Raw genomic sequence first — 24,052 nt, forward strand, 5'->3', positions numbered from 1 at the left:
ATTATTAGTCTGTAGATTTAATAGTCATTTTCATAAACAAATTCAGCGATATCTCATTTATCGATAACTACTCTCTATAAGCCAAATAAAATTACATCAGTATTATAAAATGTAATATTCTGTGGCTATATTATATTCTATATTGATTATTATCTTTTATTGACCATATGATAAACTTGAAGAATTAGCGATTATTTGATCATTAAAAAATAAGCCGCCTGATTGGGCGACTTTATTTTATAGGGAGATTATTATGAAAAAGTTTTAGGAGTTTAAGTTAAGTTCTTCTTAACTTATGGGTTTAGTATACACCTCCTAGCTTAAATTTTTCTTAAGTTTTTTGAGAAATGAAAAATCTAAAATAAGATTGCCCACTTGAGTGTATGAAAAAGTACCTCAAATCATCTAAAGTAGTCAACCTAAGTTCAAAACCTCGTTTTCTCTAAAAGTCATTTCAAGCTGACACCTTTTTCCATAGTTTATAGATTGAAACTTTGCCTCATAAGTTACTTTCATAATGCACTTATCTATCAAATCATATATTCTACACTATAGGTGGCATCTGATAAGATACGAGCCAGAAACTGCTTGGTTCGTTCTTCTTGTGGACGACTAAAGAAATCGTGGGGATTATTCTCCTCTACGATACGGCCTCCGTCCATGAAAATAACGTGGTTAGCGACATCCCTAGCAAATCCCATCTCATGTGTGACGACCACCATGGTCACACCTTCTCCCGCCAACTGTTTCAGAACATCCAAAACATCTCCAACCAACTCAGGGTCTAGTGCAGATGTTGGTTCATCGAGTAAAATCACCTCGGGCTTGACGGCAATGGCACGCGCAATTCCTATTCGTTGTTGTTGTCCCCCAGAAAGCTGGGAAGGGTAGTAGTCTTTGTAGGCCAGTAAACCAACTTTTTCCAAGGCAGATTCTGCACGTTTAAGTGCTTCTTCCTTGGGAACTTTACGAGCTACGATTAGACCTTCTAGAATATTTTCCAGAGCAGTTTTATTTGCAAAAAGATTGTAGTGTTGGAAAACAAAGGCTGTTTTTTGGCGAATTTCTAGAATGTCTTTCTTGCTTAATTTGGCTAAGTCATAGGTCTTTCCTGCCAAGGTCAAACGGCCACTGTCAGCTTTTTCTAAGTGGTTGAGACAACGGAGAAAGGTCGTTTTCCCCGAACCTGACGGTCCTAAAATGACGACTACATCCCCTTGGTTGACCTGAAGATTGACATCCTCCAGGACCTGCCTCTCTCCAAATGTTTTTGCGATATGTTCTACTTGTAACATCCTGTCCTCCTATACAAAACGCGCGCTAGATGCTTTTGCTCTCTTTTCTTTTTTCACATAGCCTTTTTCCAGTAGGGAGAAGCCCCACTGAATCAAACCACAGATCAAAATATACTGCAAAAAGATCACAAAATAAGACTCGAAATACTGGTAACCGTAGGACGCTTCCACACGAGCAATAGCAGTGATATCCTTGATAGTCATAACAAAGACCAGGGAGGTCCCTTTGACGATATTGATCACCAGATTGGCCAAGTTAGGCAAGGCTGAGCGCAAGGCTTGAGGAAAAACAATCCTTAGATAGGCCTGGGTTGTAGTCAGCCCAATCGCATGCGCTGCCTCTAGTTGTCCCTTGTCCACCGTCAAGATAGCTGAACGCAAAATCTCCGACAAACTCCCGACTGTCATCAAACTATAAATGACAAAAGCATAGTAGAGAGGATCAAGCTTGAAAATATCAAAGTCGCTTCCTATGCTTTTGAAAAATTGATTCAGCAAACTTGGAAACAAACTATAAAAGAAGAGAATCAATAAAATCGGTGGAGTCGCTCGGATAAAAGCCAGATAGACTAGAGAAAAACTCCTCACCCCTCGAATCTTGTAAATCTGCCCCAAGGCTAAAAATAGAGCAGGTAAAAAGCTTAAGACCATAGCCACAATCATGATAACCAAGGTGATTGGCACACCCTTCAAGGTCTCCAGAAAGGTCTTTACAATATAGTCTATATCCATTTCTTACCTCCCTTTTGTTTCCAAAGACTTCTCAAGCAAACGACTCAAACTAGAGATAACCAAGGCAATCCCCCAATAAAGAAGTGCAACTGCCGTGTAGGTTTCCAGAGAGTAGTTCCCTAAATTGCGACTGATCAAGAGATTGCCTGCCCCCATAACATCAACGAAACCAATCGTATAGGCCAAGGCAGCATCCCGCATGAGATTGAGAATAGCGGTCGTTATATTGGGAAGAGCAACTTGAAAAGCTTGGGGGAAAATGATTCTCCAAAAAGTCTGACTTGGAGTCAAACCAATACTAAGCCCGGCCTCTGTCTGCCCCTTTGGAATAGCTTGATAGGCCGCCTTGAAAACCTCGGCAACAATAGCCGCAAACAAGAGAATCATCGTCAGGAGAACAAAAATAGTTTTAGACCAGTTGTTGATATCCAAACCAAGCCACCATTTCAGAAATTCTGGCAAGCCATAAAAGACTAGAAAAAGCAAGACAATCGGCGGTGTACAACGTAGGGTAAAGATATAGCCTTTGGAAATCGCTGCAAAACTCTTGTCTTCTCCTACTTGTGCCCAGGCCAAGAGACCTCCAAAAAGGGAACCAAGAAGAGTGGTAAAAAAGAGAATGGACAAGGTCATAGGAAGTGCCTGCCATAAGGTCGGTAAAAACTGAAAGACCTTGGAAAAATCATAAGAAACCATGCAAAACCCTTTCTAGTCTTGGAATTTCTGGTCTAGTCTTTGTCTACATAACTAAAGACATCTTCTTTAAAGTATTGCTGAGATAGCTTAGCAAGCGTGCCATCTTCTTTCAACTCTTTGATTGCTTTTTCGTATTCTTTAGCGAATTGCTCACCCTTTTCATCACGGTGAATCAAGGGATAAGTTGGAATGCCCTTGTATGGGAACCAGCTGAGTTTATCCGCATATTGGTGGTAAGGGCCATCTTCTGCGGTAACTGCTTTTTCAAAGGACAGTTTGATATCAAAGAAGGCGTCATAACGTCCTTCCAAGACCCATGCATAGGCATCTGCCACCTTAAAGGATTCAGCTGCTGTCAGCTCAATCGGTGCATCCTGATGTTTTTCATTGTAGCTGGTGATGACATTCCATTGAGCATTCTGTGGAGAGATAGGAACCAATTTCCCTTTATTCTTAGCAAAGTCATCAATGGTTTTGTATTTCTGTTCATCTTCTTTTCTGACAGTGAATCCGATAATGCTCGCTCCGACCGGTTCAGATGGAATGACAAACTTTTTAGCTCGTTCTTCTGTGTACCAAGCTCCCTTGGTTCCAATGTCGTACTTGCCTGATTCCAGACCAATCAAGAGGTCGTCATCACTGGTACCCGTATATTCAAATTGATAGTTTGCCAATTTCTCATCAACAGCCTTCAAAACAGCTACTTCATAACCATCTGATTCCCCTTTTTCATTGACAAAGTCATAAGGTACATAGTTTTGTGTATGGGCAACCTTTAAGGTTATGACTTCAGCAGACGAAGCCGTTTCTCCATCCTTGGCTGGAGCGCCAGCTAAACTTCTCCCGATAATCGTTGCCCCAATTACTGCAACAACTGCTACACCACCAATAATCCATGCTTTTTTACTCATCTTTTTCTCCTTTAGTTTTCAAGCGCTTCTCTCACCCACTGGATACGTTCAACTGCGATATCACTTGGAATGGTACAATCTGCCCCAAGTACTAAGCCCTGTTCCCCAGCTTCTGCAACTAGTTTCTTTGCCTCAGCCTGAATGGCATCCTTGCTACCAGTATACAGCAAGCCTGTCTTGCCATTTTCGAATCCTCCAAGAACCGTACGTCCCTTGAAAATCTCGCGACCTTCCTTGAGAGTGACCCCCTCTGGTCCTACAGCCCAGTTAAAGACTTGGGCTGGATAGTCTGCAAAAAGGTGAATATCATTTCGCGCCCCCTCGTAGCCACAGATATGAAGAACTGTGACACCACCAACAGCACTAGCTGCTTCCAGAACCGTTATCTCGCTAGGTGCAATGACAGCTTGATAATCTATTGCCGACACTCGTTGATCTTGGATACTCTGCACGCTGAGGTAGATTCCATCAGCACCAGCCTCTTCGATGACAGCTCGACTGAGACTAGCAATATCCTCTGCAATCACATCTAACACCTTCTTCAGAGCTTCAGGATCTTCCACCAGAAAGTCCGCAATAAGGTCATCCCCGCCAGATACTTCCCCTAGTAGCCACTTGAGATAGGTCACAGGAGCAAAAATATTGTAAATCGCAACAATATCTTCTGTAAACTCTTGCTTGATTTTCTTAACCAAGTCCATCTGCTCTTTTATCCAAGCGTGATCTGGTCCGAGTGGTTGAATGGTCGCCAATTCTTGAAGTGATTTTCCTTTGGCAATCGCTGGATTTGGATAAGCAAAGTAGCCATCACTCATGAGTTTGATAAAGTCTGGCTGAACTTCTCGGATAAAGCGCTTATGGCCCTCAATACTCTTCTCGATAATAGCTGGATTTGAGAAACCGTGTAGCCATTCGTCTTCGGATGTGAAATGGTGCCAAAAGCCAACTGGCACACGATCAACCTTTTCACCTCTAAATGCTTTTAAAACCCATTCTCTTTTTTCTGACATTCCTATTCTCCATTTCTTACTTTTTCAACTAATAAACTGCTTGCGATATCATTCGAGCGTAGAAAAGGGAGACTGGACTTGGAAAAATTCTGAACTCCACGACATCTCTCTCCATTTTTGCAGTGCCCATTTTTTACGACGCTTATGGCAACCAAGGCTAGCAACCCGACAACTGCAATGAAGATGCCCCATCTTTTACTTTTCATAGCTCCTCCTTTTAGAGAACAGCTGCCTGCCGAATCCAGTCCAACCTCTCTAAGTCAAAGTCATCTGGAACAGTACAGTCAGCTCCCAGAAGAACTCCTTTACTACCAGCTTCAGCCAGTAACCGTCTTGTTTCATTTTGCAATTCCGCCTTGGAACCTTGATAAAGCAAGCTTTTCTTACCATTTTCAAATCCACCTAAAACGGCCTTGCCTGGAAACAACTCCTGACCCTGTGTCAAACTAACATCCTCATGGTGAGTCGCCCAGTTGACCACTTGAGCTGGATAATCCTTAAATATCGTCACATCATTGCTCGCACCTTCAAAACCACAGATATGGAGGATATTGATCCCACCAACCTGATTGGCTGCCTTTAAAACTGCTATATTGCTCGGTTCGATGTAAGTTTAGTAGAGTGCTGGTGTGATGCGCTCATCTTGAATTTCCTGGGTGCTGAGGTAAATCCCGTCAACACCGCCTTGCTGGATGATTTTCTGAGTTAGAATAGCAATATCTCCTGCAATCACATCTAGAATCGCTCTGAATTGCTCAGGATTTTCAAGCAATAGGTCAGCCACTTCCCTATCTCCTCGAGAAGTTTCTGAGCGAAACCAGCGCTTGAGGTAGGAGATAGGTGAAAAGATATTGTAGAAAGAAGCAATCTCTTCTGTAAAGGTCTCTCGAATCGCTTGTACCACTTCCACCTGTTGCTGAATCCATGGGTGTTCCTCACCAATCGACTCAATAGAAGTCAGCTCCTGAATGCTTGCAATCTTAGGACTATAGACATTACTTGGATAAAGGAAAAAACCGTCGCTCATAATTTTGACAAAATCAGGACGAATCCTTTCCACATAGTTGCGATGCCCATCAACACTCTTTTGAAAGATACGTGGATTATTTAATCCTTGCCCCTTTTCTTCGAGTGTTACAAAATGAAACCAAAATCCCACAGGAACTCTTTCCACTTCATCGCCTCGAATCGCTCTAAAGACTAAATCTCTTTTGCTTGCCATACCTTTCTCCTTCCATTTGGATTGAAACCATCTTACCATTCCTTTTTTCCTTTTCCCAATATATATTGACTATCGACTTGATTGGGAATTTTTATATCTATAAAGAAAAAAATCCCTGAAAAGCTTGATGTTACTAGCCTTTCAAAGATTCTTTTTATTTTCATCTATTTTTCAAAAAGAAGCTGATATAGATTTTCTATCAAGCCGATTGGATTTTTTTATATCCCCTCTTTCATGGCAAAGTAAGCACGCACTTTGGGCGCCACTTGCGTGCCGAAGAGTTCAATAGCTCTCAAAACTTGATCATGTGGCATAGAACCAAGCGGTAGATGGAGCATGAAACGGTCCAAGTCTAAATCCTCAATCATGCGAATCAATTTTTCTGCGACCTGGTCAGGATTTCCCACAAACATGGCACCATTTGGCCCAACTTGCTCCAAATATTGCTCATAGGTCAACTCTTGCCAGTGTGGACGGTCCTTGGAAATCGCATCCACCACTTGCTTGGTCGGATGGAAATAATCTTTCACCGCCTGCTCGCCATCTTCAGCAATCCAACCCCAAGAATGAGCGCCCACTTTCAGGTCTTTATCTGCATGACCGGCCTCCCTTCCAATCTCACGATAAGCTTGAATCAATTTCTTGAAGTAACGCGGATTGCCACCGATAATGGCATAGACAATCGGCAGCCCCGCCTGAGCAATCTTCACTGTTGATTCTACATGACCACCTGTCGCCACCCACAATGGCAATTTGTCCTGAACAGGACGAGGATAAACTTCTTTTCCAGCAATGCTTTGGGTCAATTGTCCCTGCCAGTTCACTTTGGTGTTTTCATTTGCCAGCTGAAACAGATCTAACTTTTCATCAAAGAGAGCTTCATAGTCTTTCAAGTCATAGCCAAACAGTGGGAAAGACTCGGTGAATGAACCACGCCCAGCCATAATCTCTGCACGTCCATTTGACAAGGCATCGATGGTTGCATATTGTTGGAACAAGCGAATTGGATCCATACTCGAGAGAATGCTGACTGCACTGGTCAAACGGATTTTCTTGGTATTGACTGCCCCAGCTGCAAGAACAATCTCTGGCGCCGATACCGCAAAGTCCTCCCGATGATGCTCCCCAATCCCGTACACATCCAAACCAACCTTATCAGCCAGCTCTATCTCTGCCACCAGCTGACGAATGCGCTCATCATGACTGTAAATCTGTCCAGTCCCTTCCAGAGCTGTTGTTTCCCCAAATGTTGAAATTCCTAATTCTACCATCCTGTTTCCTCGCTATCTCTTTTAGTTTTAGGGTATTTTATCACTAATTAGTTTTATTTTCAATAAATTTGCTCATTAGAAAAAAGCCTAGATCAACTAGGCTTTCTTAGTTTATTCTACCTGTAGTTTATTGTCTTTCAATGTTAACTTCGAGTTTTCTGTCAATTCTGTTTGTTCAAAAGTGTAAATCGTCTCACCCTTTGTATCAATCATGTACCATGCTTGGTCTTTATGGACAACCAGGGCAAGCTCCGTACTATTTGTGTCCTCGTTTTTAACAGACAAAGGAAAGGCCTTGTCCACACCTTCCAGAGCTACTTTCTCCCCTGTTTTTAATTCTACTAGGTAGTGTACTCCATCCTTGGTACCAAAACTATAGTCCGCATTAATCTTTGTGTGGCTATCGTAGTCTTTCATTTGAATGGAAGTTCTATCTATACCTTCAAATGCCTTTTTAAATTGTTCTTTCTGCTCTTCAGCTTTCTTTTGATCTTGAGACTGAACCGTCTCTTGCACCGCAGCAATCCGTTCCATGTTTTGCTTTTTCGCTTGTCTCTCCTGATGAATCAAAACTGTCCGGATTAAGAAAGAACTAGATAAGGCGATACCAACCAGCATAGCAATAATATTTTTTTTCTTCTTCATTTTCTTCTCCTTATAACAATTAGAGCCAAGCAAAAATACTCCTCACTCAAGTATACCAAGAGAGAGCAAAAAAGCCTAGATGAACTAGACTTTTTTTGCTTATTCTACTGTTACTGACTTGGCAAGATTACGAGGTTTGTCCACATCAAGACCACGGTGGAGTGTTGCAAAGTAAGCGACTAGTTGTGTCGGTACGACCATTGAGATTGGTGAGAGGTAAGGGTGTACGGTCGTAAGGACGATGTCGTCTGTGTCTTTAGCAACATTTTCTTCTGCGATAGTGAGAACCTTGGCACCACGGGCTGCGACCTCTTGGATATTTCCACGAGTATGGTTGGCAAGGACTGGATCTGACAGGAGGGCCAAGACAGGCGTTCCTTCTTCAATCAAGGCAATCGTTCCGTGCTTGAGTTCTCCTGCCGCAAAGCCTTCACACTGGATGTAAGAAATCTCTTTGAGTTTGAGACTTGCTTCCATGGCTACGTAGTAATCTTGACCACGTCCGATGTAAAAGGCATTGCGAGTTGTTTCAAGAAGGTCACGAACCTTGGCATCAATGGTTTCTTTTTCTGAAAGGGTTGATTCGATAGACTGAGCTACGATAGACAACTCACGAATCAGATCAAAGGCTTGTGCTTTAGCATTGCCATTTGCTTCACCGACTGCTTTTGCAAGGAAGGCAAGGGCTGCAATTTGCGCTGTATAAGCCTTGGTTGATGCCACAGCAATTTCAGGACCCGCGTGAAGGAGCATGGTATGGTTGGCTTCGCGTGAAAGGGTTGAACCGGGTACGTTTGTCACTGTCAAGCTTGGGATGCCCAATTCATTGGCCTTAACCAAAACTTGACGGCTATCAGCTGTTTCACCAGACTGGCTGATAAAGATGAAGAGTGGTTTTTGGCTGAGAAGTGGCATACCATAGCCCCACTCAGATGAGATTCCAAGTTCCACTGGCGTATCCGTCAATTCTTCCAACATCTTCTTAGAAGCAAATCCTGCATGGTAAGATGTTCCAGCTGCGAGGATATAGATGCGGTCTGCATCTTGAACGGCCTTGATGATAGCTGGATCCACGACAACTTGACCAGCCTCATCTGTATAGGCTTGGATGAGTTTACGCATAACAGTTGGTTGCTCATCAATTTCCTTGAGCATGTAGTAAGGATAAGTCCCCTTACCGATATCTGACAAGTCAAGCTCCGCAGTATAGCTAGCACGTTCACGGCGATTTCCATCATAGTCTTGAACTTCCACACTATCAGCCTTGACGATTACCAACTCTTGGTCATGAATTTCCATGTATTGGTTGGTCTCACGAATCATGGCCATAGCATCTGAGCAGACCATGTTGTAGCCATTTCCAAGACCGATCAAAAGTGGTGATTTATTTTTAGCCACATAGATGACTTCAGGATCTTGTGAATCAACCAAGGCAAAAGCATAAGAACCACGGATTATGTGAAGGGCTTTTTTAAAAGCTTCAAGAACTGAGAGACCATCTTCTTCTGCAAATTTTCCAATCAAGTGAACAGCGATTTCCGTATCTGTCTGCCCCTTGAAGTGGTGACCTGCAAGGTATTCTTCCTTGATTTCAAGGTAGTTTTCAATCACCCCATTGTGCACCAAGACAAAACGTCCTGTCTCAGAGCGGTGTGGGTGAGCATTGTCTTCCGTTGGTTTCCCGTGAGTCGCCCAACGAGTATGACCGATACCAGTTGTTCCCTCAACACCAGCCGTCTTAGCAGACAATTCTGCGATACGGCCTACAGCTTTGACTAGATGATTTTCAGCACCACCTAGAACAAAAATCCCCGCAGAATCATAGCCACGGTATTCAAGTTTTTCAAGCCCTTGAATCAAAATATCAGTTGCATTTGTGTTTCCAACAACACCGACAATTCCACACATAGTATATACGACACAGACCAGCTGTGCTTTCTCCTTAAATTGGTATAGTCTGATTTTCCTTTTACAGAACCAGCAAAGACAGTATATACTTGTTTTTCTCACTTGTCAAGCATAAAAATTGGTATAGCTTTTTAAAATGCCATCAGAGCAAGATTTCACTTGAGAACTGACAAGTAGGATTCGATTACTTATAATAGAGAGAGGAGGTAGTTACCATGTGGTTTTTCTTCGCACTTTTATCTGCTGTCTTTGCAGCCTTAACTTCTATTTTGGCCAAGATTGGGATTGAGGGAGTTCCGTCCAATCTAGCAACAGCCATTCGTACGGTCGTCGTCATCCTTATGGCTTGGGCCATGGTTTTCTTGACCGATAGTCAGACTGAGCTTGTCAACATCAGTAGAAAAAGTTGGCTCTTTCTCATCCTGTCTGGTTTGGCAACAGGCGCCTCCTGGCTCTGCTACTACAAGGCCTTGCAGATGGGCAATGCGACTGAGGTATCTGCTGTCGATAAGTTTAGTCTCGTCATTACACTCGTTTTAGCCTTTTTCTTTCTACAAGATGTCCTGACGTTTAAAACAATCATTGGCTGTATCCTGATTACGATTGGGACCTTGGTGATGATTTTGTAATCCTCTCCCCCTCCATATATGACCTCCCCCCAAAAAAGCTAGATAGTTTTGGGGGTATTTTCTTACGTCTAAATTTATAAGTACAGGAAATCAGCTTCAAGCGTCTAGCAAAAAGGAGAGAACCAAATTGGTTCCCTCCAAGATACGTTTTTTCATCAACCCATTACAGTTGATAAAAAACTAATTATCTAAGATGGCTAACTTCGACTTGAAATTTTGCCTTTCCAAATCTGAATGTGGTAAACCTATGACCGACTTTTGACTAATCTAAGAGCATCATGGAATCAATAAACAGTTTCTTTGTGAAATAACCGTTTTTAATTAAGTAAGCTGTATATTTTGCTCTTGTGACCATTTGATCATACTCTTCTTCCGTACATTCCTGAACCACGCGGCTAGCTTCTTCCAAACTAGACACGACAAAGCCCAAACCTTTCTCACGGATATAGTCCACATTAGAAAGATAGTCTGGCACAACCACAGGAATACCCGCAGCCAGATAAGTTGTCAACTTATAAGAAACATTTTCTTTGTAGTAGTCACGCTCTTCCGCAGGATTTTCGGAATTTCCCCATACTAGGCCAAAACCTCCTCCTTTAGACAACTCCAACAATAATTCCTGCTGAGTTCGCCACCCCTCAAGATGGACTTTGGAATAATCTACTCCCTCTGCTCTCGTAGCATAAACATGAAGGGGGGTACTGTGTTTCCAGTCAACAATATGTGGAAAACGAGATGGATCCCCTGAGAAGATTAATTTTTTCTCAAATTTTGGAGTATAGAGTTCCAAACCATGGGGAAGATCCCAGAGTGTTTGAACAACGTAGTTCTTGACGGTTAATCCTTCTGAAACGAGTTTCTGGTACATTTGTTCGGATGGTACTACCACCACATCACATTTATTATACATGTCAATGTGGGCCTTCATAAGATAATAATTGCTCTCAAACATTAGTGGCTGAACATCATGGATAAACATCACCATTTTTACATGAGAAAGCTTTAACTTTTCTACCAAGTGATTGTCCCATTCAACACTATTCCATGAAGGAGATTGGAAAAAAACGACATCTCCATAAGATACCCCCGCGACAATCCCATCCATCCGCGAGTTCAGTTCTTCCCACGGTTCATGGCTTGCATCATAAAAATATATCCCCAGTTCGTTAACTCCAAAGTCTCGAACAATTTTCATGACATTGTTCTGCGCCATCAAGGCAACACTTGTTGATGCTTGCCCAAATAAATTTGTGAAATGTACTTTCATTGTTTTCTAAATCCTCGTCTCAGTAATTTCTCTAAACATTGTATCATAATTTACGACTTTTCAAAAGCGTTTACATGCCAATTTTCAAGCTCAAGTTAGTTACTTGGGATAATTTCCCCAGGAGTCTTGTCTTCCAAGAACAATAAGGATAGCCTTAATAGACGTTTTTCTCACTCAATCTCACAAATTCGGTATCTTTGTTAGCTATGATAGATTGAATAAGTTGTTCCTGTTGAGTATATAATTTTTTGCACCTTTGGATTTCTCTGCTCATCTTGTGATGATTACAAACTCACATATAGAATTCTTATGCGATCAAGTCACTAACTTCTTTTCAAAGATTCGAGAAAGTGAGATTTTTCCATTTTTCTTGCCAATTTTTCTTGGACAAGCGTTCTTGATAGAGCTTTATCCTGTCTTCATTTTCTAAGAAATGAGGAGTTGGAGAAACTTGAAACTTTAAAATATCCTCTAGACCATAGGGCGCAAAGAGCTCTAAAGTTGCGTCGGCATGCAAGCGAAGCCCTATCGCCGTACAGCGCTCGGGATATTTACTCATGGCATCACGAGAACTCGTGTAAGGCACAGTATGAGGACTGTGCTGATGCATATAGACTTGGTTTTTCAGCTCCCACTGATACTGGGGAAAATCCTCTCTCAGCTTGTTCTCTAGGGATACTGTTTCCTCATAAGAAACATCTGGATCAAAGAAAATCACATCCACATCCGTCTCACGGTCAAAAGGCGATTTATCTGACAAGAGATTCCAAATGAAATTTCTGACGGAACCTGCTGCTAACCAAGAGTCTTTCAGACCAAGGTTACGGATGATGGTTAAGATTTTCATCAAATCTGGATTTTCTCTGAAAGCCTCTAGAATTTCGTGCTCATTTTTCACTGTATTCATAACCTAAATGCTCATATGCTTTAGCTGTTGCAACCCGTCCAGACCGTGTCCGCATGATAAATCCTTTTTGGATCAGGTAGGGTTCGTACATGTCTTCGACCGTTTCGCACTCCTCGGCAATATTAACGGAGAGAGTTCCCAGCCCGACAGGACCACCACCGTATATCTCAATCATGGTACGAAGGATTTTCTGGTCCACATAGTCTAACCCTTCGTGGTCTACATCCAGCATAGTCAAGGCCTTATCGGTAATAACATCATCGATAACCCCATTCCCCATAATCTGGGCAAAGTCGCGCACGCGCTTGAGGAGACGATTGGCGATACGAGGAGTTCCACGACTGCGTAAGGCCAACTCCGAAGCCGCCTCATGAGTGATTTCCATCTCAAAAATATCTGCCGTCCGTTCAACAATTTCCGTCAAGTCAGCATGGGCATAGTATTCCATATGACCTGTAATCCCAAAACGTGCCCGCAAAGGATTTGAAAGCATCCCCGCACGGGTCGTTGCACCAATCAAGGTGAATGGTGGCAAGTCTAAATGGACACTGCGACTGCCTTCTCCAGCCCCAATCATGATATCAATGTAGAAGTCCTCCATAGCACTATAGAGCACCTCTTCCACCGACATGGGCAAGCGATGAATCTCATCAATAAAGAGGACATCCCCAGGCTCCAAATCATTCAAAATCGCTACCAGATCACCCGCTTTTTCAATGACAGGGCCAGACGTTTGCTTGAGATTGACTCCTAGTTCATTAGCAATGACAAAGGCCATAGTCGTTTTTCCCAAACCTGGAGGCCCAAATAAGAGTACATGATCCAGTGCTTCATCCCGCATTTTAGCAGCTTCGATAAAGATTTGCAGCTGGTCCTTGACCTTATCCTGACCGATATATTCACGTAAATACTGAGGACGGAGGGTACGTTCTACCAACTCCTCATCCCCCATGATTTCATTATCTAAAATTCTACTCATGGCTCTATTATATCAAAAATCCAAGCCACAAACAAAAAAGCCACCTGATTGGGTGGCCTCTTTAGGGAGATTATTATGAAAAAGAAAGGATTAGGATTTCATTAAATAAAGTTAGGAGGTCTTTATCTAATGACTATATGATACACGAGGAGACTTAAAATTACCTTAACTTTTTTCTGATTTATCATTTTTTTTAGAAAAATTTTTTCCAAATGAAATTTCCTTTCTCAAGTCACAAAAAAGCCACCTGATTGGGTGACTTCTTTAGGAGATTATGATGAAAAAGAAAAGTTTGGGATTTCATTAAATAAAGGGTACTCAATGAAAATCGAAATCAGACTAGGCAGATAGACGCAAGCATAACTATAGTTAGCTGAGTCGACTCTAACGAAGGTTGATGAGATTTTCGAAGAGTATTAGGAGGTCTTTATTTAATGACTATATAATACACGAGGAGACTTAAACTTTACTTAAGAAAAAATAATTTTTTTATCTTTTTCGATCGACCCAAATCATTCCTGTGCAATCATAAGTAGATAAGGTTTTAAATCCCAGAGAACGATAGAATCCCAAGTTTTTTTCTGTCTGTTCGGTCACTAGTTGGACTTGATAGGCATCTTTGAAGTCACCTAAAGCCTCTTTCATCAAGTCGCTACCAATCCCTTGGCGCTGATAGCTAGGCAAAACGATCAAATCCTGGACAAAAATCGATGAGAAACCATCTCCGACCAAACGGACCAAGCCCACCACGGCATCGCCATCATGTGCCAGATAAATTGCTAATGAGTTAGATAAGGCCTTCTCCAACATCTGAGGTTGATGGGTATAATTTGTCCAACTGACTGCCTGATAGAGATGCAGAACATCCTCTAGCTTGACAATTTCTTGCCTTCTAATAGTTATCATCCCAACACCTCTTAGAATTCTCTCAAGCTCTTGTACTGCCGTCCATTTTTATCAAAATTTTCAGGAGCCAGCCATGCTTCCAAACGAGCTTTGACTTGAGGCCAGTCCTTATCAATCATAGAGAGCCAATCCGTATCCCTCGTACGCTCCTTATATACGACTGCCTGGCGGAAGGTCCCTTCATAGACAAAGCCCAAACGTTCCGCAGCTCGTTTTGATGGCAGATTTAGAGCATCGCATTTCCACTCATAGCGACGATAGTTAATCTCCTCGAAAACATAGCGCGCCAAGAAATACTGGGCTTCTGTCCCTATTCGTGTTCCCCTGAGTTCTGGAGAAAAAGTGACAGCTCCCACTTCTATTACTCGGTTATTCTGATCAATGCGCATGAGAGAAAAAGTTCCCAAAGCCTTACCAGTTGCCTTGTCTATAATCGCATAGTAAAAACGGTCCTTACGAGCCAACATCTGATTTAAGACGGCAACCAGTTCCTCCATATCTGCTACTGGTTCCTGAAAGAGGTAGGTCCACATCTCCCGAGGAGTATCTGGACCATAAACAGCTAATAAATCCTCCGCATGCTTTTCCACTGAAAGAGCCTCTATCCGAGCGTAGCGCCCTTCTAAAAAATCAATGGAAGGCAATTCACCTGGTGTATAACCTTCCATTGACTCACCAATCATCTGACCATATTCGTTTACTGGCATAGCTTTCTCCTTGTTTTGCTTTTCAAACTTTACAGTTGCACATAGTATATCATACTTTCATGAAAAAATTCAAAAAATCCTCCAGATTCTACTCTGAAGGATTCATTTATTATTTCACAACAATATTAACCAGTTCAATTACCTTCACTTTAGAAATAGCAACACTACGAATTATTCAATTTAGTCAAATAGTAAACCCCAATTTTCATATTTAAAAAATTACTTTTTAACCTTCATAAACATCAATTGGGTACGATATATCAAATACATCTGAAAATTGATCATTCGAAACTTTCATAAATTCTTCATCAGAAATATCGATCCTATTAACTGATTCTAACACACTAGTAATATGTAATAATGGAGTCAATACCGATATACTCGTATAATGTACAATATCAAACTCAATTTCCGTTACTCTTAGAAAGATATCCTTATATCTGTCTAATAATTCATCTATATCTCCTATGGTCTTCAAACCAAATCTTTTCACCCTCTGAACTACCGTAGATAGAAAAGAACTATTAATATTAAAATCTATATCCACATCTGACGTTTTAATCGTATTCAGTAGTTCAATGTAATTTTGGTCTTCTGTTACATAAGTCATAAGCGTACTGCTATCTATCGGTAATTCTTTTTTCGAAGTAGGTAATTTTTCCCTTATCTCCTGCTCATAGTTATTAATATTATTTTTTAACTGTAAAAAATTATCATCGGCCAATTCAATTAGTCCCGCCAATCTGGAGAATTGTCTTCTATATTGATCAGGTATATCTTCCTTACTTTTATATCCCAAATCATGTTCAATTTCAGCCCAAGCATGCTGCATAACTGTCCTAATTTGTATCTCTAATTTTATATTCTTAAATCTACCATATAAAGTAGGTGAAGTGTTCTCTTCTCTTAAACCCACCACATAATGAAGTGAAACATAACCAAATTTTGTTGGATCCTCACTTTTACGTTTATCAATAGTATTCTCTAAATCAACCTCGAATTCTTGACTTATTAACTCAGCTATTTTATCAACATCATCACTAAAGTACGTTATGATGCGAATACCGCACAAATCGGTAATCTCAGCTAAATTAGAATAATTTTTCCTTTTTACTTTGCCTTCAAGAGACTCTATAGTTTTTACTCTCCCAACTATTTCATGAACATTAATAGATTGACTTTTAATAATATTCTTTACAGTATTCTCTACATAATTTAAGCAATCTTCATAACTCCCTCGTGAAACAGAATATCCATCAACAATCTTCTTATGACTTTGATTCATCATTAATCCCTCCTAAAAAGTGAGCAAAAAAACTGTTTCTTATTTTAATAAACTATAGTCTACAATTATTTTACAACAATATTTACTAGCTTATTAGGTACACTAATCACCTTCACAATTTCCTTGCCGTCGATCTCTGCTTTGACTTTTTCATCAGCCAGAGCGACTTCTTGCAATTCTTCGCGTGATAGGTCTTTAGCGACCATGAGTTTAGCACGGACTTTTCCTTTGATTTGGACGACGATTTCGATTTCATCTTCAACCAATTTACTTTCGTCCCATGCTGGCCAAGCCACGTAAGAGATGGACTCACCTGTTGCAGCAACAGTTTGCCAGAGTTCTTCTGCCAAGTGAGGTGCAAATGGGGCAATCAATTGGATAAAGCCTTTGGCGTAGTCCACATAGAGTTTGTCTTCCTTATTAGCAGCGTTGACAAAGACCATAAGTTGGGCAATGGCTGTGTTGAATTTCATGGATTCGATTTGCTCAGTAACAGATTTAACGGTTTCGTTATAAACCTTGTCAAGAGCACCATTGTTCTCTGAAACGATTTCTTTCGTTGTGATCAAACGGTAAACACGGTCAAGGAATTTACGGCTTCCTTCCAGACCTTCTTCAGACCAAGCAATGGAAGCGTCAAGCGGTCCCATAAACATTTCATAGACACGAAGGGTATCGGCACCGTATTGTTCCACCACATCATCTGGGTTGACAACGTTCTTGAGGGATTTAGACATCTTGGCTGGTGCTTGCTCTAGCTCTTCTCCTGTTTCCACATGGAAGAAGGAACCGTCACGTTTTTCAACCTTGTCAGTCGCCACGAGAGCCCCACGGTGGTCACGGTAACTTGTTCCCAAAATCATTCCTTGGTTAAAGAGTTTTTGGAATGGTTCCTTAGTCGGAACGACACCGAGGTCATAGAGGAATTTGTGCCAGAAACGAGCATAAAGCAAGTGAAGAACGGCATGCTCCGCACCACCCACATAGATATCTACTGGCAACCATTGTTTGAGGAGGTCCTCATCAGCCAATTTCTCAGTGTTATGAGGGTCAATATAGCGGAGGTAGTACCAACTCGAACCTGCCCATTGTGGCATAGTGTTGGTTTCACGACGACCTTTGACACCATCCTCACGAGTCACTTCAAGCCAGTCTGTCAAGTTAGCCAATGGGCTTTCACCTGTACCTGAAGGGCGGATATCCTTGGTTACTGGCAAGACAAGTGGCAATTCACTTTCAGGAACAGCAGTTGAAGTCCCGTCTTCCCAATGAATGATTGGGATTGGCTCACCCCAGTAACGTTGACGGCTAAAGAGCCAGTCGCGGAGACGATAGGTAACCTTCTCTTGACCACAGCCTTTTTCTTCCAACCAAGCCACAATTTTAGCAATGGCGTCTTCTTTGTTCAGTCCATCTAGGAAGTCTGAATTGACATGAAGTCCATCTTCTGTGTAAGCGGCCTCTTCAACGTTTCCACCTTCAAGCACTTCTACGATTGGAAGTCCAAACTGTTTAGCAAATTCCCAGTCACGTTGGTCGTGGGCTGGAACAGCCATTACCGCACCTGTACCATAGCTCGCAAGAACATAGTCGGCAATCCAGATTGGAATTTCCTTTCCATTGACAGGGTTGATGGCATAAGCACCCGTCCAAACCCCTGTTTTTTCCTTGGCAAGGTCTGTACGAGCCAAGTCAGACTTGAGACTAGCTTGATGTTTGTAGTCTGCTACAGCCTCTGCTTGCTCTGGACTTGTGATGGCATCTACTAGTTCATGCTCAGGAGCCAAGACTGTGAAGGTCGCACCGAAAAGCGTGTCAGGACGAGTGGTAAAGACGGTGAATTCCTTATCAGTACCTTTCACTTTGAAAGTTACATTGGCACCAGTTGATTTTCCAATCCAGTTGCGTTGCATGTCCTTGATAGATTCTGGCCAGTCCAGATCATCCAAGTCATTGAGCAGACGTTCTGCATAAGCAGTGATTTTGAGCATCCATTGGCGCATTGGTTTGCGGACAACTGGATAGCCTCCACGCTCAGAAGTTCCGTCAGGAAGAACCTCTTCGTTGGCAATGGCTGTTCCCAATTCTTCCACCCAGTTTACTGGCACTTCCGCTTCATAGGCCAAACCTTTTTCGTAAAGCTTGGTGAAGATCCATTGCGTCCACTTGTAATAGTTTGGATCTGTGGTGTTAACTTCACGGTCCCAGTCGTAAGAGAATCCAAGCGCATTGATTTGGCGTTTGAAGTTGGCAATGTTTTCCGCTGTAAATTCTGCTGGGTCATTCCCTGTATCCATAGCGTATTGCTCTGCAGGCAAACCAAAGGCATCCCACCCCATTGGGTGAAGGACATTGTAGCCTTGCGCACGTTTGTAACGGCTGAGAATATCCGTTGCTGTATAGCCTTCTGGGTGTCCTACGTGCAATCCAGCTCCTGAAGGATAAGGGAACATGTCCAGAGCATAAAATTTCGGTTTTGATGCATCTGTTCCTGTCTTAAATGTATGATGTTCTGCCCAGTAGCCTTGCCACTTAGGCTCAATTTCCTTATGATTGTAAAAACTCATGCTATTTCTCCAATTTTATGATGTTACTATTATACCATTTTTGGGGGAATTTGAAAGTCGAGAAAGAATCTTTTCCCCTCCATTATCAAGAAAGATTGGCTCTGAAAACACTCTTGCTAAGCTGAATAAAAAATAGCTCCTATGCGGAGCTACCTTGATCAATGCTTATTTTCTTCCATCTTCTCACGTCCCAGTTCCCGATAGCTACGGTCACCAACGACTTGGACCGTAAACTGGCCGTTCTCATATTCTAGGATGGTCACGCTACCATTATCCAGACCATGCGGATGCATGCCATTAATCAGATAAACAATGGTTCCAATGGTCATTCCATGGCTGACGACGAGAGCATTCCCCCCACCTTGTTTTTCCATTTCTTTAGCAATCGCTTCAAAGCCTTCCTTGATTCGACCACTGAGTTTTTCCCAACCTTCAGCCCAGCCTGCAGTATCAACCTCAACCAGGCCTTCTGCTAGCTCTGCATAGGACAACTGATGAACATGGTCTACATTGAAAATTCTCGGAATCAACCCCATAAAGAGGTCCCCATCATAGGCCCCATCAAAACTACCAAAGCACCACTCACGGATTCGCTTATCCATTCGATAAGGAATTTTCCCCTGCAAACCAAGTTCTTCTAGGATAATTCCCATGGTTTGAATAGTACGCCCTGAATCGCTGGAATAAGCGCGGTCAAACTGCAAACCAGACTCTCTCAAGCCAATTCCCAGTTCATGGATTCCCAACTCACCTTCTGCAGTTAGAGGCGTATCACTCCATCCTTGAGCACGTCCAATCGTGTTAAACATCGTTTTACCATGACGGATCAGGTACAATCTTACTTTAGACATTTTCTATCCTCCATTTTCTTCTATTATATCATGGAACAAAGAAATATTCGGCTTTCAACAGTAAAGTCCGCTCTCGTAATTTTCCCACAAGAAAAGCTACCCTAACGGTAGCTTTCCTAGGAGATTATTATGAAAAAGTTTAGGATTCTAATTAAATAAAGTTAGGAGATCTTTATTTAATGATTATAGTATACACAGTCATCCTTAAACCCAACTTAAATCTTCTCTCTTTTTTATTAATTTTTAAAACTATGGATTGGAGCTGGGATTTGCCCACCACGAGAGATGAAATCAACAGACGAAGCCCCGTTAACCTTCATAACTGGAGCTGTCCCTAGCAAGCCACCAAACTCAATCATATCGCCTTCTTTGCCCTTTGGAATGATACGGACGGCCGTTGTTTTCATGTTAATAACACCGATTGCCGCCTCATCCGCAATCATAGCCGCAATGGTCTCAGCAGGTGTATCTTCCGGAATGGCAATCATATCCAGCCCAACAGAACAGATAGCCGTCATGGCTTCTAGTTTTTCTAAATTCAGAGAGCCATTTTGCACCGCAGCAATCATACCCTCATCTTCAGATACAGGAATAAAAGCCCCTGACAAGCCACCGACCTGGTTACAAGCCATCACTCCACCCTTTTTAACTTGGTCATTCAAGAGAGCCAGTGCAGCAGTCGTCCCGTGTGTTCCAACTGTTTCTAGACCCATTTCCTCCAGTACCCGAGCCACAGAATCACCAACCGCAGGAGTAGGTGCCAAACTTAGGTCGACAATTCCAAAGTCAACACCAAGTCTCTCGCTAGCCATCTGACCAACTAATTGACCGATACGAGTAATCTTAAAGGCCGTTTTCTTGACTGTTTCCGCTACTACATCAAAGCTCTGTCCACGAACTTTTTCCAAGGCACGCTTGACCACACCAGGACCCGAAACCCCGACATTGATGATAACATCTGCTTCGCCAACACCGTGGAAAGCCCCTGCCATAAAAGGATTGTCCTCAACAGCATTAGCAAATACGACCAACTTGGCCGCACCCATATCTGACAGCGCAGCTGTTTCCTTGATGATGCGTCCCATATCTGCAACCGCAGTCATGTTGATGCCTGACTTGGTTGAGCCGATATTGACAGACGAACAAACCTTGTCTGTCTCAGCTAGAGCGCGGGGGATAGAATTGATGAGAATCTCATCTCCTTTTTGGTAGCCTTTTTGTACCAAGGCCGAAAAGCCACCAATGAAGTCAACACCGATCTCCTTGGCAGCCTTGTCAAGTGCCTTTGCCAAAACAACATAGTCTGTCGCATCAGTCGCAGCACCAATTAAAGAAATCGGAGTCACTGATACCCGTTTATTGACAATCGGAATCCCAAGTTCCGCAGCAATTTCATCTCCCACAGCCACTAGATTTGCAGCTTTAGTAGTGATTTTTTGGTAAATCTTTTCAGCAGCACGATTGATATCTGGATCAATACAGTCCAAAAGGGAAATCCCCATGGTGATGGTTCTGATATCGAAATTCTGTTCTTCAATCATGGCAATGGTTTCAGTAACTTGTCTAATATCCATGATGACCTCCTAGATATTGTACATAGCATCAAAAATCGCTGCACTTTGAATATTGATTTTAACATTCAAGGTCTGACCGAAAGTTTCAAACTCATTTCTGAGAGAGGTAAAATCTTGTTTTTCGTCACTAGATACGACAGCCATCATGGTAAAATATTCGTCCAGTACTGTTTGAGAAATATCATCAATATTCAAACCCAACTCTGCAATCTTAGTAGACACGCCTGCAACAATACCAGCCTTGTCCTTGCCAACCACTGTAATAATAGCCTTCATTCTTATACCCCATTTCTACGATTTTTAGAAAACCTGAACGTTTTTGATTTTCTTTTCCCCTAGTATAGCACATTTCCATAGAAAATACTAAAAAACGCCTGCTTACGAAGTTGTTCTTAAACAAAAAACAATTTCGTAAACAAGCGTCTACCCTATCAAATGATGATGAGTGTTCCCGCTAGGACCGAAGTCCCAGCGGTAGACCAGAGCTAGACTAAGAGCACAAGACTCCATCATCATAACACTCAACAAAATTGATGATTTTATACTAATTCGATGATCGCCATTGGCGCTGCATCACCACGACGTGGTTCAGTTTTAAGGATACGAGTGTATCCACCGTTACGTTCAGCATAACGAGGTGCGATTTCTGAGAACAATTTTTGAAGTGCTGTAGTAGAAGTGTACTTATCAGTTGCTTCATCATAGTTTTCAGATGCGATTTCATTACGTACGAAAGCAGCTGCTTGACGACGTGCATGCAAATCACCACGTTTACCTAGAGTAATCATTTTTTCAACAGTTTTACGGATTTCTTTAGCACGAGCTTCAGTTGTCACGATTGATTCGTTGATCAAAAGGTCAGTTGTCAAATCGCGAAGCATTGCTTTACGTTGTGAGCTAGTGCGTCCTAGTTTACGGTAAGCCATGTATTCCTCCTTTATTTATCTTTTAATCCAAGACCCAAGTCAATGAGTTTGAGTTTCACTTCTTCCAAACTCTTGCGTCCAAGATTTCGTACTTTCATCATCTCTGCTTCAGATTTTTCTGTCAAATCATGCACAGTATTGATACCGGCACGTTTCAAACAGTTGTATGAACGCACAGACAAGTCCAGTTCCTCAATCGTACGATCCAAAATACGATCGTCAGATTCAGTATCAGCTTCTTTCATCACTTCAGTTGACTTAGCAATCTCAGTAAGATTTGTAAACAAATCAAGATGTTCTGTCAAGATACGTGCTGAAAGCCCTAAAGCATCTTCTGGAATAATTGTTCCATTAGTCAAGATTTCAAGGGTTAATTTGTCAAATCCATCATTGCTACCCACACGAGCAGGCTCTACTTGATAGTTGACTTTTGTAACTGGTGTATAAATAGAATCTACAGCAAGTGTTCCAACTGGTGCATTATCTTTTTTGTTTTCATCAGCAGGTACATATCCACGACCACTGTTAACAGTCATTGTCGCTTTTAGAGAAGAACCTTCACCGATTGTAAAGAGATAATGATCTGGATTTACAATCTCAATATCACTGTCAGTCAAAATATCTCCAGCTGTAATTTCAGCAGGGCCTTCAACGTCAAGCTCAATGATTTTTTCGTCTTCAACGTATGATTTCACTGCAATCCCTTTAATGTTCAGAATGATTTGCATCACGTCTTCACGAACACCTGGAACTGTGTCGAACTCATGCAAGACACCTTCAATGTTGATAGATGTCACTGCTGCTCCTGGTAGAGAAGCTAGTAGTACACGACGAAGAGAGTTACCAAGAGTTGTACCGTAGCCACGTTCAAGTGGTTCGATTACAAACTTGCCATAATCTTTATTTTCATCAATTTTTGTTATATTTGGTTTTTCAAACTCGATCATTTAGTTACTCCCTCTTAAACGAAAAGCAGTGTAATGCAATGATTATACACGGCGACGTTTTGGAGGACGAGCACCATTGTGTGGCACTGGAGTCACATCACGAATTGCTGTTACTTCAAGACCAGCGGCAGCAAGCGCACGAATAGCTGACTCACGACCAGAACCTGGACCTTTTACAGTAACTTCAACTGATTTAAGACCGTGTTCTTGTGCAGATTTAGCAGCAGCTTCAGAAGCCATTTGAGCAGCGAATGGTGTAGATTTACGAGAACCTTTGAAACCAAGAGCACCTGCTGATGACCAAGCAATTGCATTACCATGCACATCAGTAATCATAACAATAGTGTTATTAAATGTAGCGTGAATATGAGCAATACCAGATTCGATATTCTTTTTCACACGACGTTTACGTGTTGGTTTAGCCAAGACTTTTACCTCCTATATTATTTTTTCTTACCAGCAATCGCAACAGCTTTACCTTTACGAGTGCGAGCGTTGTTTTTAGTGTTTTGTCCACGGACAGGAAGTCCACGACGGTGACGAATACCACGGTATGAACCGATTTCCATCAAACGTTTGATGTTCAAGTTTACTTCACGACGAAGGTCACCTTCAACTTTGATTGCATCCACTTCACGACGGATAGCATCTTCTTGATCTGATGTAAGGTCACGTACACGAACATCTTCTGAGATTCCAGCAGCAGCCAAGATTTTCTTAGATGTTGCAAGTCCGATACCATAAACGTAAGTCAATGAGATTACTACGCGTTTGTCATTTGGAATGTCAACTCCAGCAATACGAGCCATGTTTTCTC

The 24,052-nt window shown here is 41.9% G+C and carries 24 protein-coding genes and 1 pseudogene; 1 reads left to right on the top strand and 24 read right to left on the bottom strand.

Going from position 1 to position 24,052, the window contains the following annotated elements:
- Positions 1-530: 530 nt before the first annotated feature.
- The 10 genes and pseudogenes from B7708_RS05975 to glmS form a co-directional block, all read right to left on the bottom strand.
- Complete coding sequence (locus B7708_RS05975; protein WP_000942252.1) at positions 531-1,295, bottom strand: amino acid ABC transporter ATP-binding protein; 765 nt, start codon at positions 1,293-1,295, stop codon at positions 531-533.
- A 9-nt stretch (positions 1,296-1,304) separates the two neighbouring features.
- Positions 1,305-2,027, bottom strand: a complete 723-nt coding sequence (locus tag B7708_RS05980) for an amino acid ABC transporter permease (RefSeq protein ID WP_084974467.1) — start codon at positions 2,025-2,027, stop codon at positions 1,305-1,307.
- 3 nt (positions 2,028-2,030) lie between these two features.
- On the bottom strand, positions 2,031-2,723 hold the full coding sequence (locus tag B7708_RS05985; RefSeq protein ID WP_000255460.1) for an amino acid ABC transporter permease: 693 nt from the start codon (positions 2,721-2,723) through the stop codon (positions 2,031-2,033).
- 32 nt (positions 2,724-2,755) lie between these two features.
- A complete protein-coding gene (locus B7708_RS05990) occupies positions 2,756-3,634 on the bottom strand; it encodes a transporter substrate-binding domain-containing protein (RefSeq protein ID WP_084918131.1) in 879 nt (292 codons plus the stop codon).
- 11 nt (positions 3,635-3,645) lie between these two features.
- The gene (locus B7708_RS05995; RefSeq protein WP_084974469.1) at positions 3,646-4,644 is read right to left on the bottom strand and encodes a uroporphyrinogen decarboxylase family protein; all 999 of its coding nucleotides are present in this window, start codon (positions 4,642-4,644) and stop codon (positions 3,646-3,648) included.
- Between the two features lie 2 nt (positions 4,645-4,646).
- The gene (locus B7708_RS06000; protein ID WP_084974471.1) at positions 4,647-4,850 is read right to left on the bottom strand and encodes a hypothetical protein; all 204 of its coding nucleotides are present in this window, start codon (positions 4,848-4,850) and stop codon (positions 4,647-4,649) included.
- An 11-nt stretch (positions 4,851-4,861) separates the two neighbouring features.
- Positions 4,862-5,905 (bottom strand): annotated as a pseudogene (locus B7708_RS06005) (uroporphyrinogen decarboxylase family protein).
- A 179-nt stretch (positions 5,906-6,084) separates the two neighbouring features.
- A complete protein-coding gene (locus B7708_RS06010; RefSeq protein ID WP_084974474.1) occupies positions 6,085-7,137 on the bottom strand; it encodes an LLM class flavin-dependent oxidoreductase in 1,053 nt (350 codons plus the stop codon).
- A 111-nt stretch (positions 7,138-7,248) separates the two neighbouring features.
- Entirely contained in the window at positions 7,249-7,782 is a 534-nt protein-coding gene (locus B7708_RS06015; protein ID WP_084974476.1) for a hypothetical protein, read from the bottom strand.
- 99 nt (positions 7,783-7,881) lie between these two features.
- Positions 7,882-9,690 (bottom strand): glutamine--fructose-6-phosphate transaminase (isomerizing), encoded by a 1,809-nt coding sequence (gene glmS, locus B7708_RS06020; RefSeq protein WP_084974479.1) that lies wholly within the window; start codon positions 9,688-9,690, stop codon positions 7,882-7,884.
- A gap of 215 nt (positions 9,691-9,905) precedes the next feature.
- On the opposite strand from glmS, the gene B7708_RS06025 reads away from it, so the two are divergent.
- Complete coding sequence (locus tag B7708_RS06025) at positions 9,906-10,319, top strand: EamA family transporter (protein ID WP_084974481.1); 414 nt, start codon at positions 9,906-9,908, stop codon at positions 10,317-10,319.
- A gap of 262 nt (positions 10,320-10,581) precedes the next feature.
- On the opposite strand, the gene B7708_RS06030 is transcribed toward B7708_RS06025, so the two are convergent.
- The 14 genes from B7708_RS06030 to rpsM form a co-directional block, all read right to left on the bottom strand.
- The gene (locus B7708_RS06030; RefSeq protein WP_000862851.1) at positions 10,582-11,586 is read right to left on the bottom strand and encodes a sugar transferase; all 1,005 of its coding nucleotides are present in this window, start codon (positions 11,584-11,586) and stop codon (positions 10,582-10,584) included.
- Positions 11,587-11,920: 334 nt separating this feature from the next.
- Positions 11,921-12,493 (bottom strand): nucleotidyltransferase family protein, encoded by a 573-nt coding sequence (locus B7708_RS06035; protein ID WP_084974483.1) that lies wholly within the window; start codon positions 12,491-12,493, stop codon positions 11,921-11,923.
- Positions 12,474-13,472 (bottom strand): Holliday junction branch migration DNA helicase RuvB, encoded by a 999-nt coding sequence (ruvB, locus tag B7708_RS06040; RefSeq protein ID WP_084974485.1) that lies wholly within the window; start codon positions 13,470-13,472, stop codon positions 12,474-12,476. Before ruvB ends, B7708_RS06035 begins: the two co-directional genes overlap by 20 nt.
- A gap of 489 nt (positions 13,473-13,961) precedes the next feature.
- Positions 13,962-14,378 carry a GNAT family N-acetyltransferase gene (locus B7708_RS06045; RefSeq protein WP_084974488.1) on the bottom strand — a complete coding sequence of 139 codons (417 nt, stop codon included), beginning with the start codon at positions 14,376-14,378 and terminating at the stop codon, positions 13,962-13,964.
- Between the two features lie 11 nt (positions 14,379-14,389).
- Positions 14,390-15,085, bottom strand: coding sequence for a GNAT family N-acetyltransferase (locus B7708_RS06050; RefSeq protein ID WP_084974489.1), 696 nt, complete (start codon positions 15,083-15,085; stop codon positions 14,390-14,392).
- A 226-nt stretch (positions 15,086-15,311) separates the two neighbouring features.
- Positions 15,312-16,373, bottom strand: a complete 1,062-nt coding sequence (locus tag B7708_RS06055; RefSeq protein WP_084974491.1) for a GTP pyrophosphokinase — start codon at positions 16,371-16,373, stop codon at positions 15,312-15,314.
- 62 nt (positions 16,374-16,435) lie between these two features.
- Complete coding sequence (leuS, locus tag B7708_RS06060; RefSeq protein WP_084974493.1) at positions 16,436-18,937, bottom strand: leucine--tRNA ligase; 2,502 nt, start codon at positions 18,935-18,937, stop codon at positions 16,436-16,438.
- Between the two features lie 158 nt (positions 18,938-19,095).
- On the bottom strand, positions 19,096-19,788 hold the full coding sequence (locus B7708_RS06065) for a histidine phosphatase family protein (protein ID WP_084974495.1): 693 nt from the start codon (positions 19,786-19,788) through the stop codon (positions 19,096-19,098).
- Between the two features lie 236 nt (positions 19,789-20,024).
- Positions 20,025-21,362 carry a PFL family protein gene (locus tag B7708_RS06070; RefSeq protein ID WP_061418356.1) on the bottom strand — a complete coding sequence of 446 codons (1,338 nt, stop codon included), beginning with the start codon at positions 21,360-21,362 and terminating at the stop codon, positions 20,025-20,027.
- 9 nt (positions 21,363-21,371) lie between these two features.
- Positions 21,372-21,638 (bottom strand): ACT domain-containing protein, encoded by a 267-nt coding sequence (locus B7708_RS06075; RefSeq protein ID WP_000644108.1) that lies wholly within the window; start codon positions 21,636-21,638, stop codon positions 21,372-21,374.
- A gap of 263 nt (positions 21,639-21,901) precedes the next feature.
- Positions 21,902-22,288, bottom strand: a complete 387-nt coding sequence (rplQ, locus tag B7708_RS06080) for a 50S ribosomal protein L17 (RefSeq protein ID WP_000331493.1) — start codon at positions 22,286-22,288, stop codon at positions 21,902-21,904.
- A gap of 11 nt (positions 22,289-22,299) precedes the next feature.
- Positions 22,300-23,235: a DNA-directed RNA polymerase subunit alpha gene (locus B7708_RS06085; RefSeq protein WP_000568993.1), complete on the bottom strand. Its 936-nt coding sequence runs from the start codon at positions 23,233-23,235 to the stop codon at positions 22,300-22,302.
- Between the two features lie 42 nt (positions 23,236-23,277).
- Positions 23,278-23,661, bottom strand: coding sequence for a 30S ribosomal protein S11 (rpsK, locus tag B7708_RS06090; RefSeq protein WP_001118385.1), 384 nt, complete (start codon positions 23,659-23,661; stop codon positions 23,278-23,280).
- Between the two features lie 17 nt (positions 23,662-23,678).
- Positions 23,679-24,044 carry a 30S ribosomal protein S13 gene (gene rpsM, locus B7708_RS06095; protein ID WP_000090781.1) on the bottom strand — a complete coding sequence of 122 codons (366 nt, stop codon included), beginning with the start codon at positions 24,042-24,044 and terminating at the stop codon, positions 23,679-23,681.
- Positions 24,045-24,052 lie beyond the last annotated feature (8 nt).

The sequence above is a fragment of the Streptococcus oralis subsp. dentisani genome, assembly GCF_002096615.1.
In the GTDB taxonomy this organism is placed as follows: domain Bacteria; phylum Bacillota; class Bacilli; order Lactobacillales; family Streptococcaceae; genus Streptococcus; species Streptococcus oralis_U.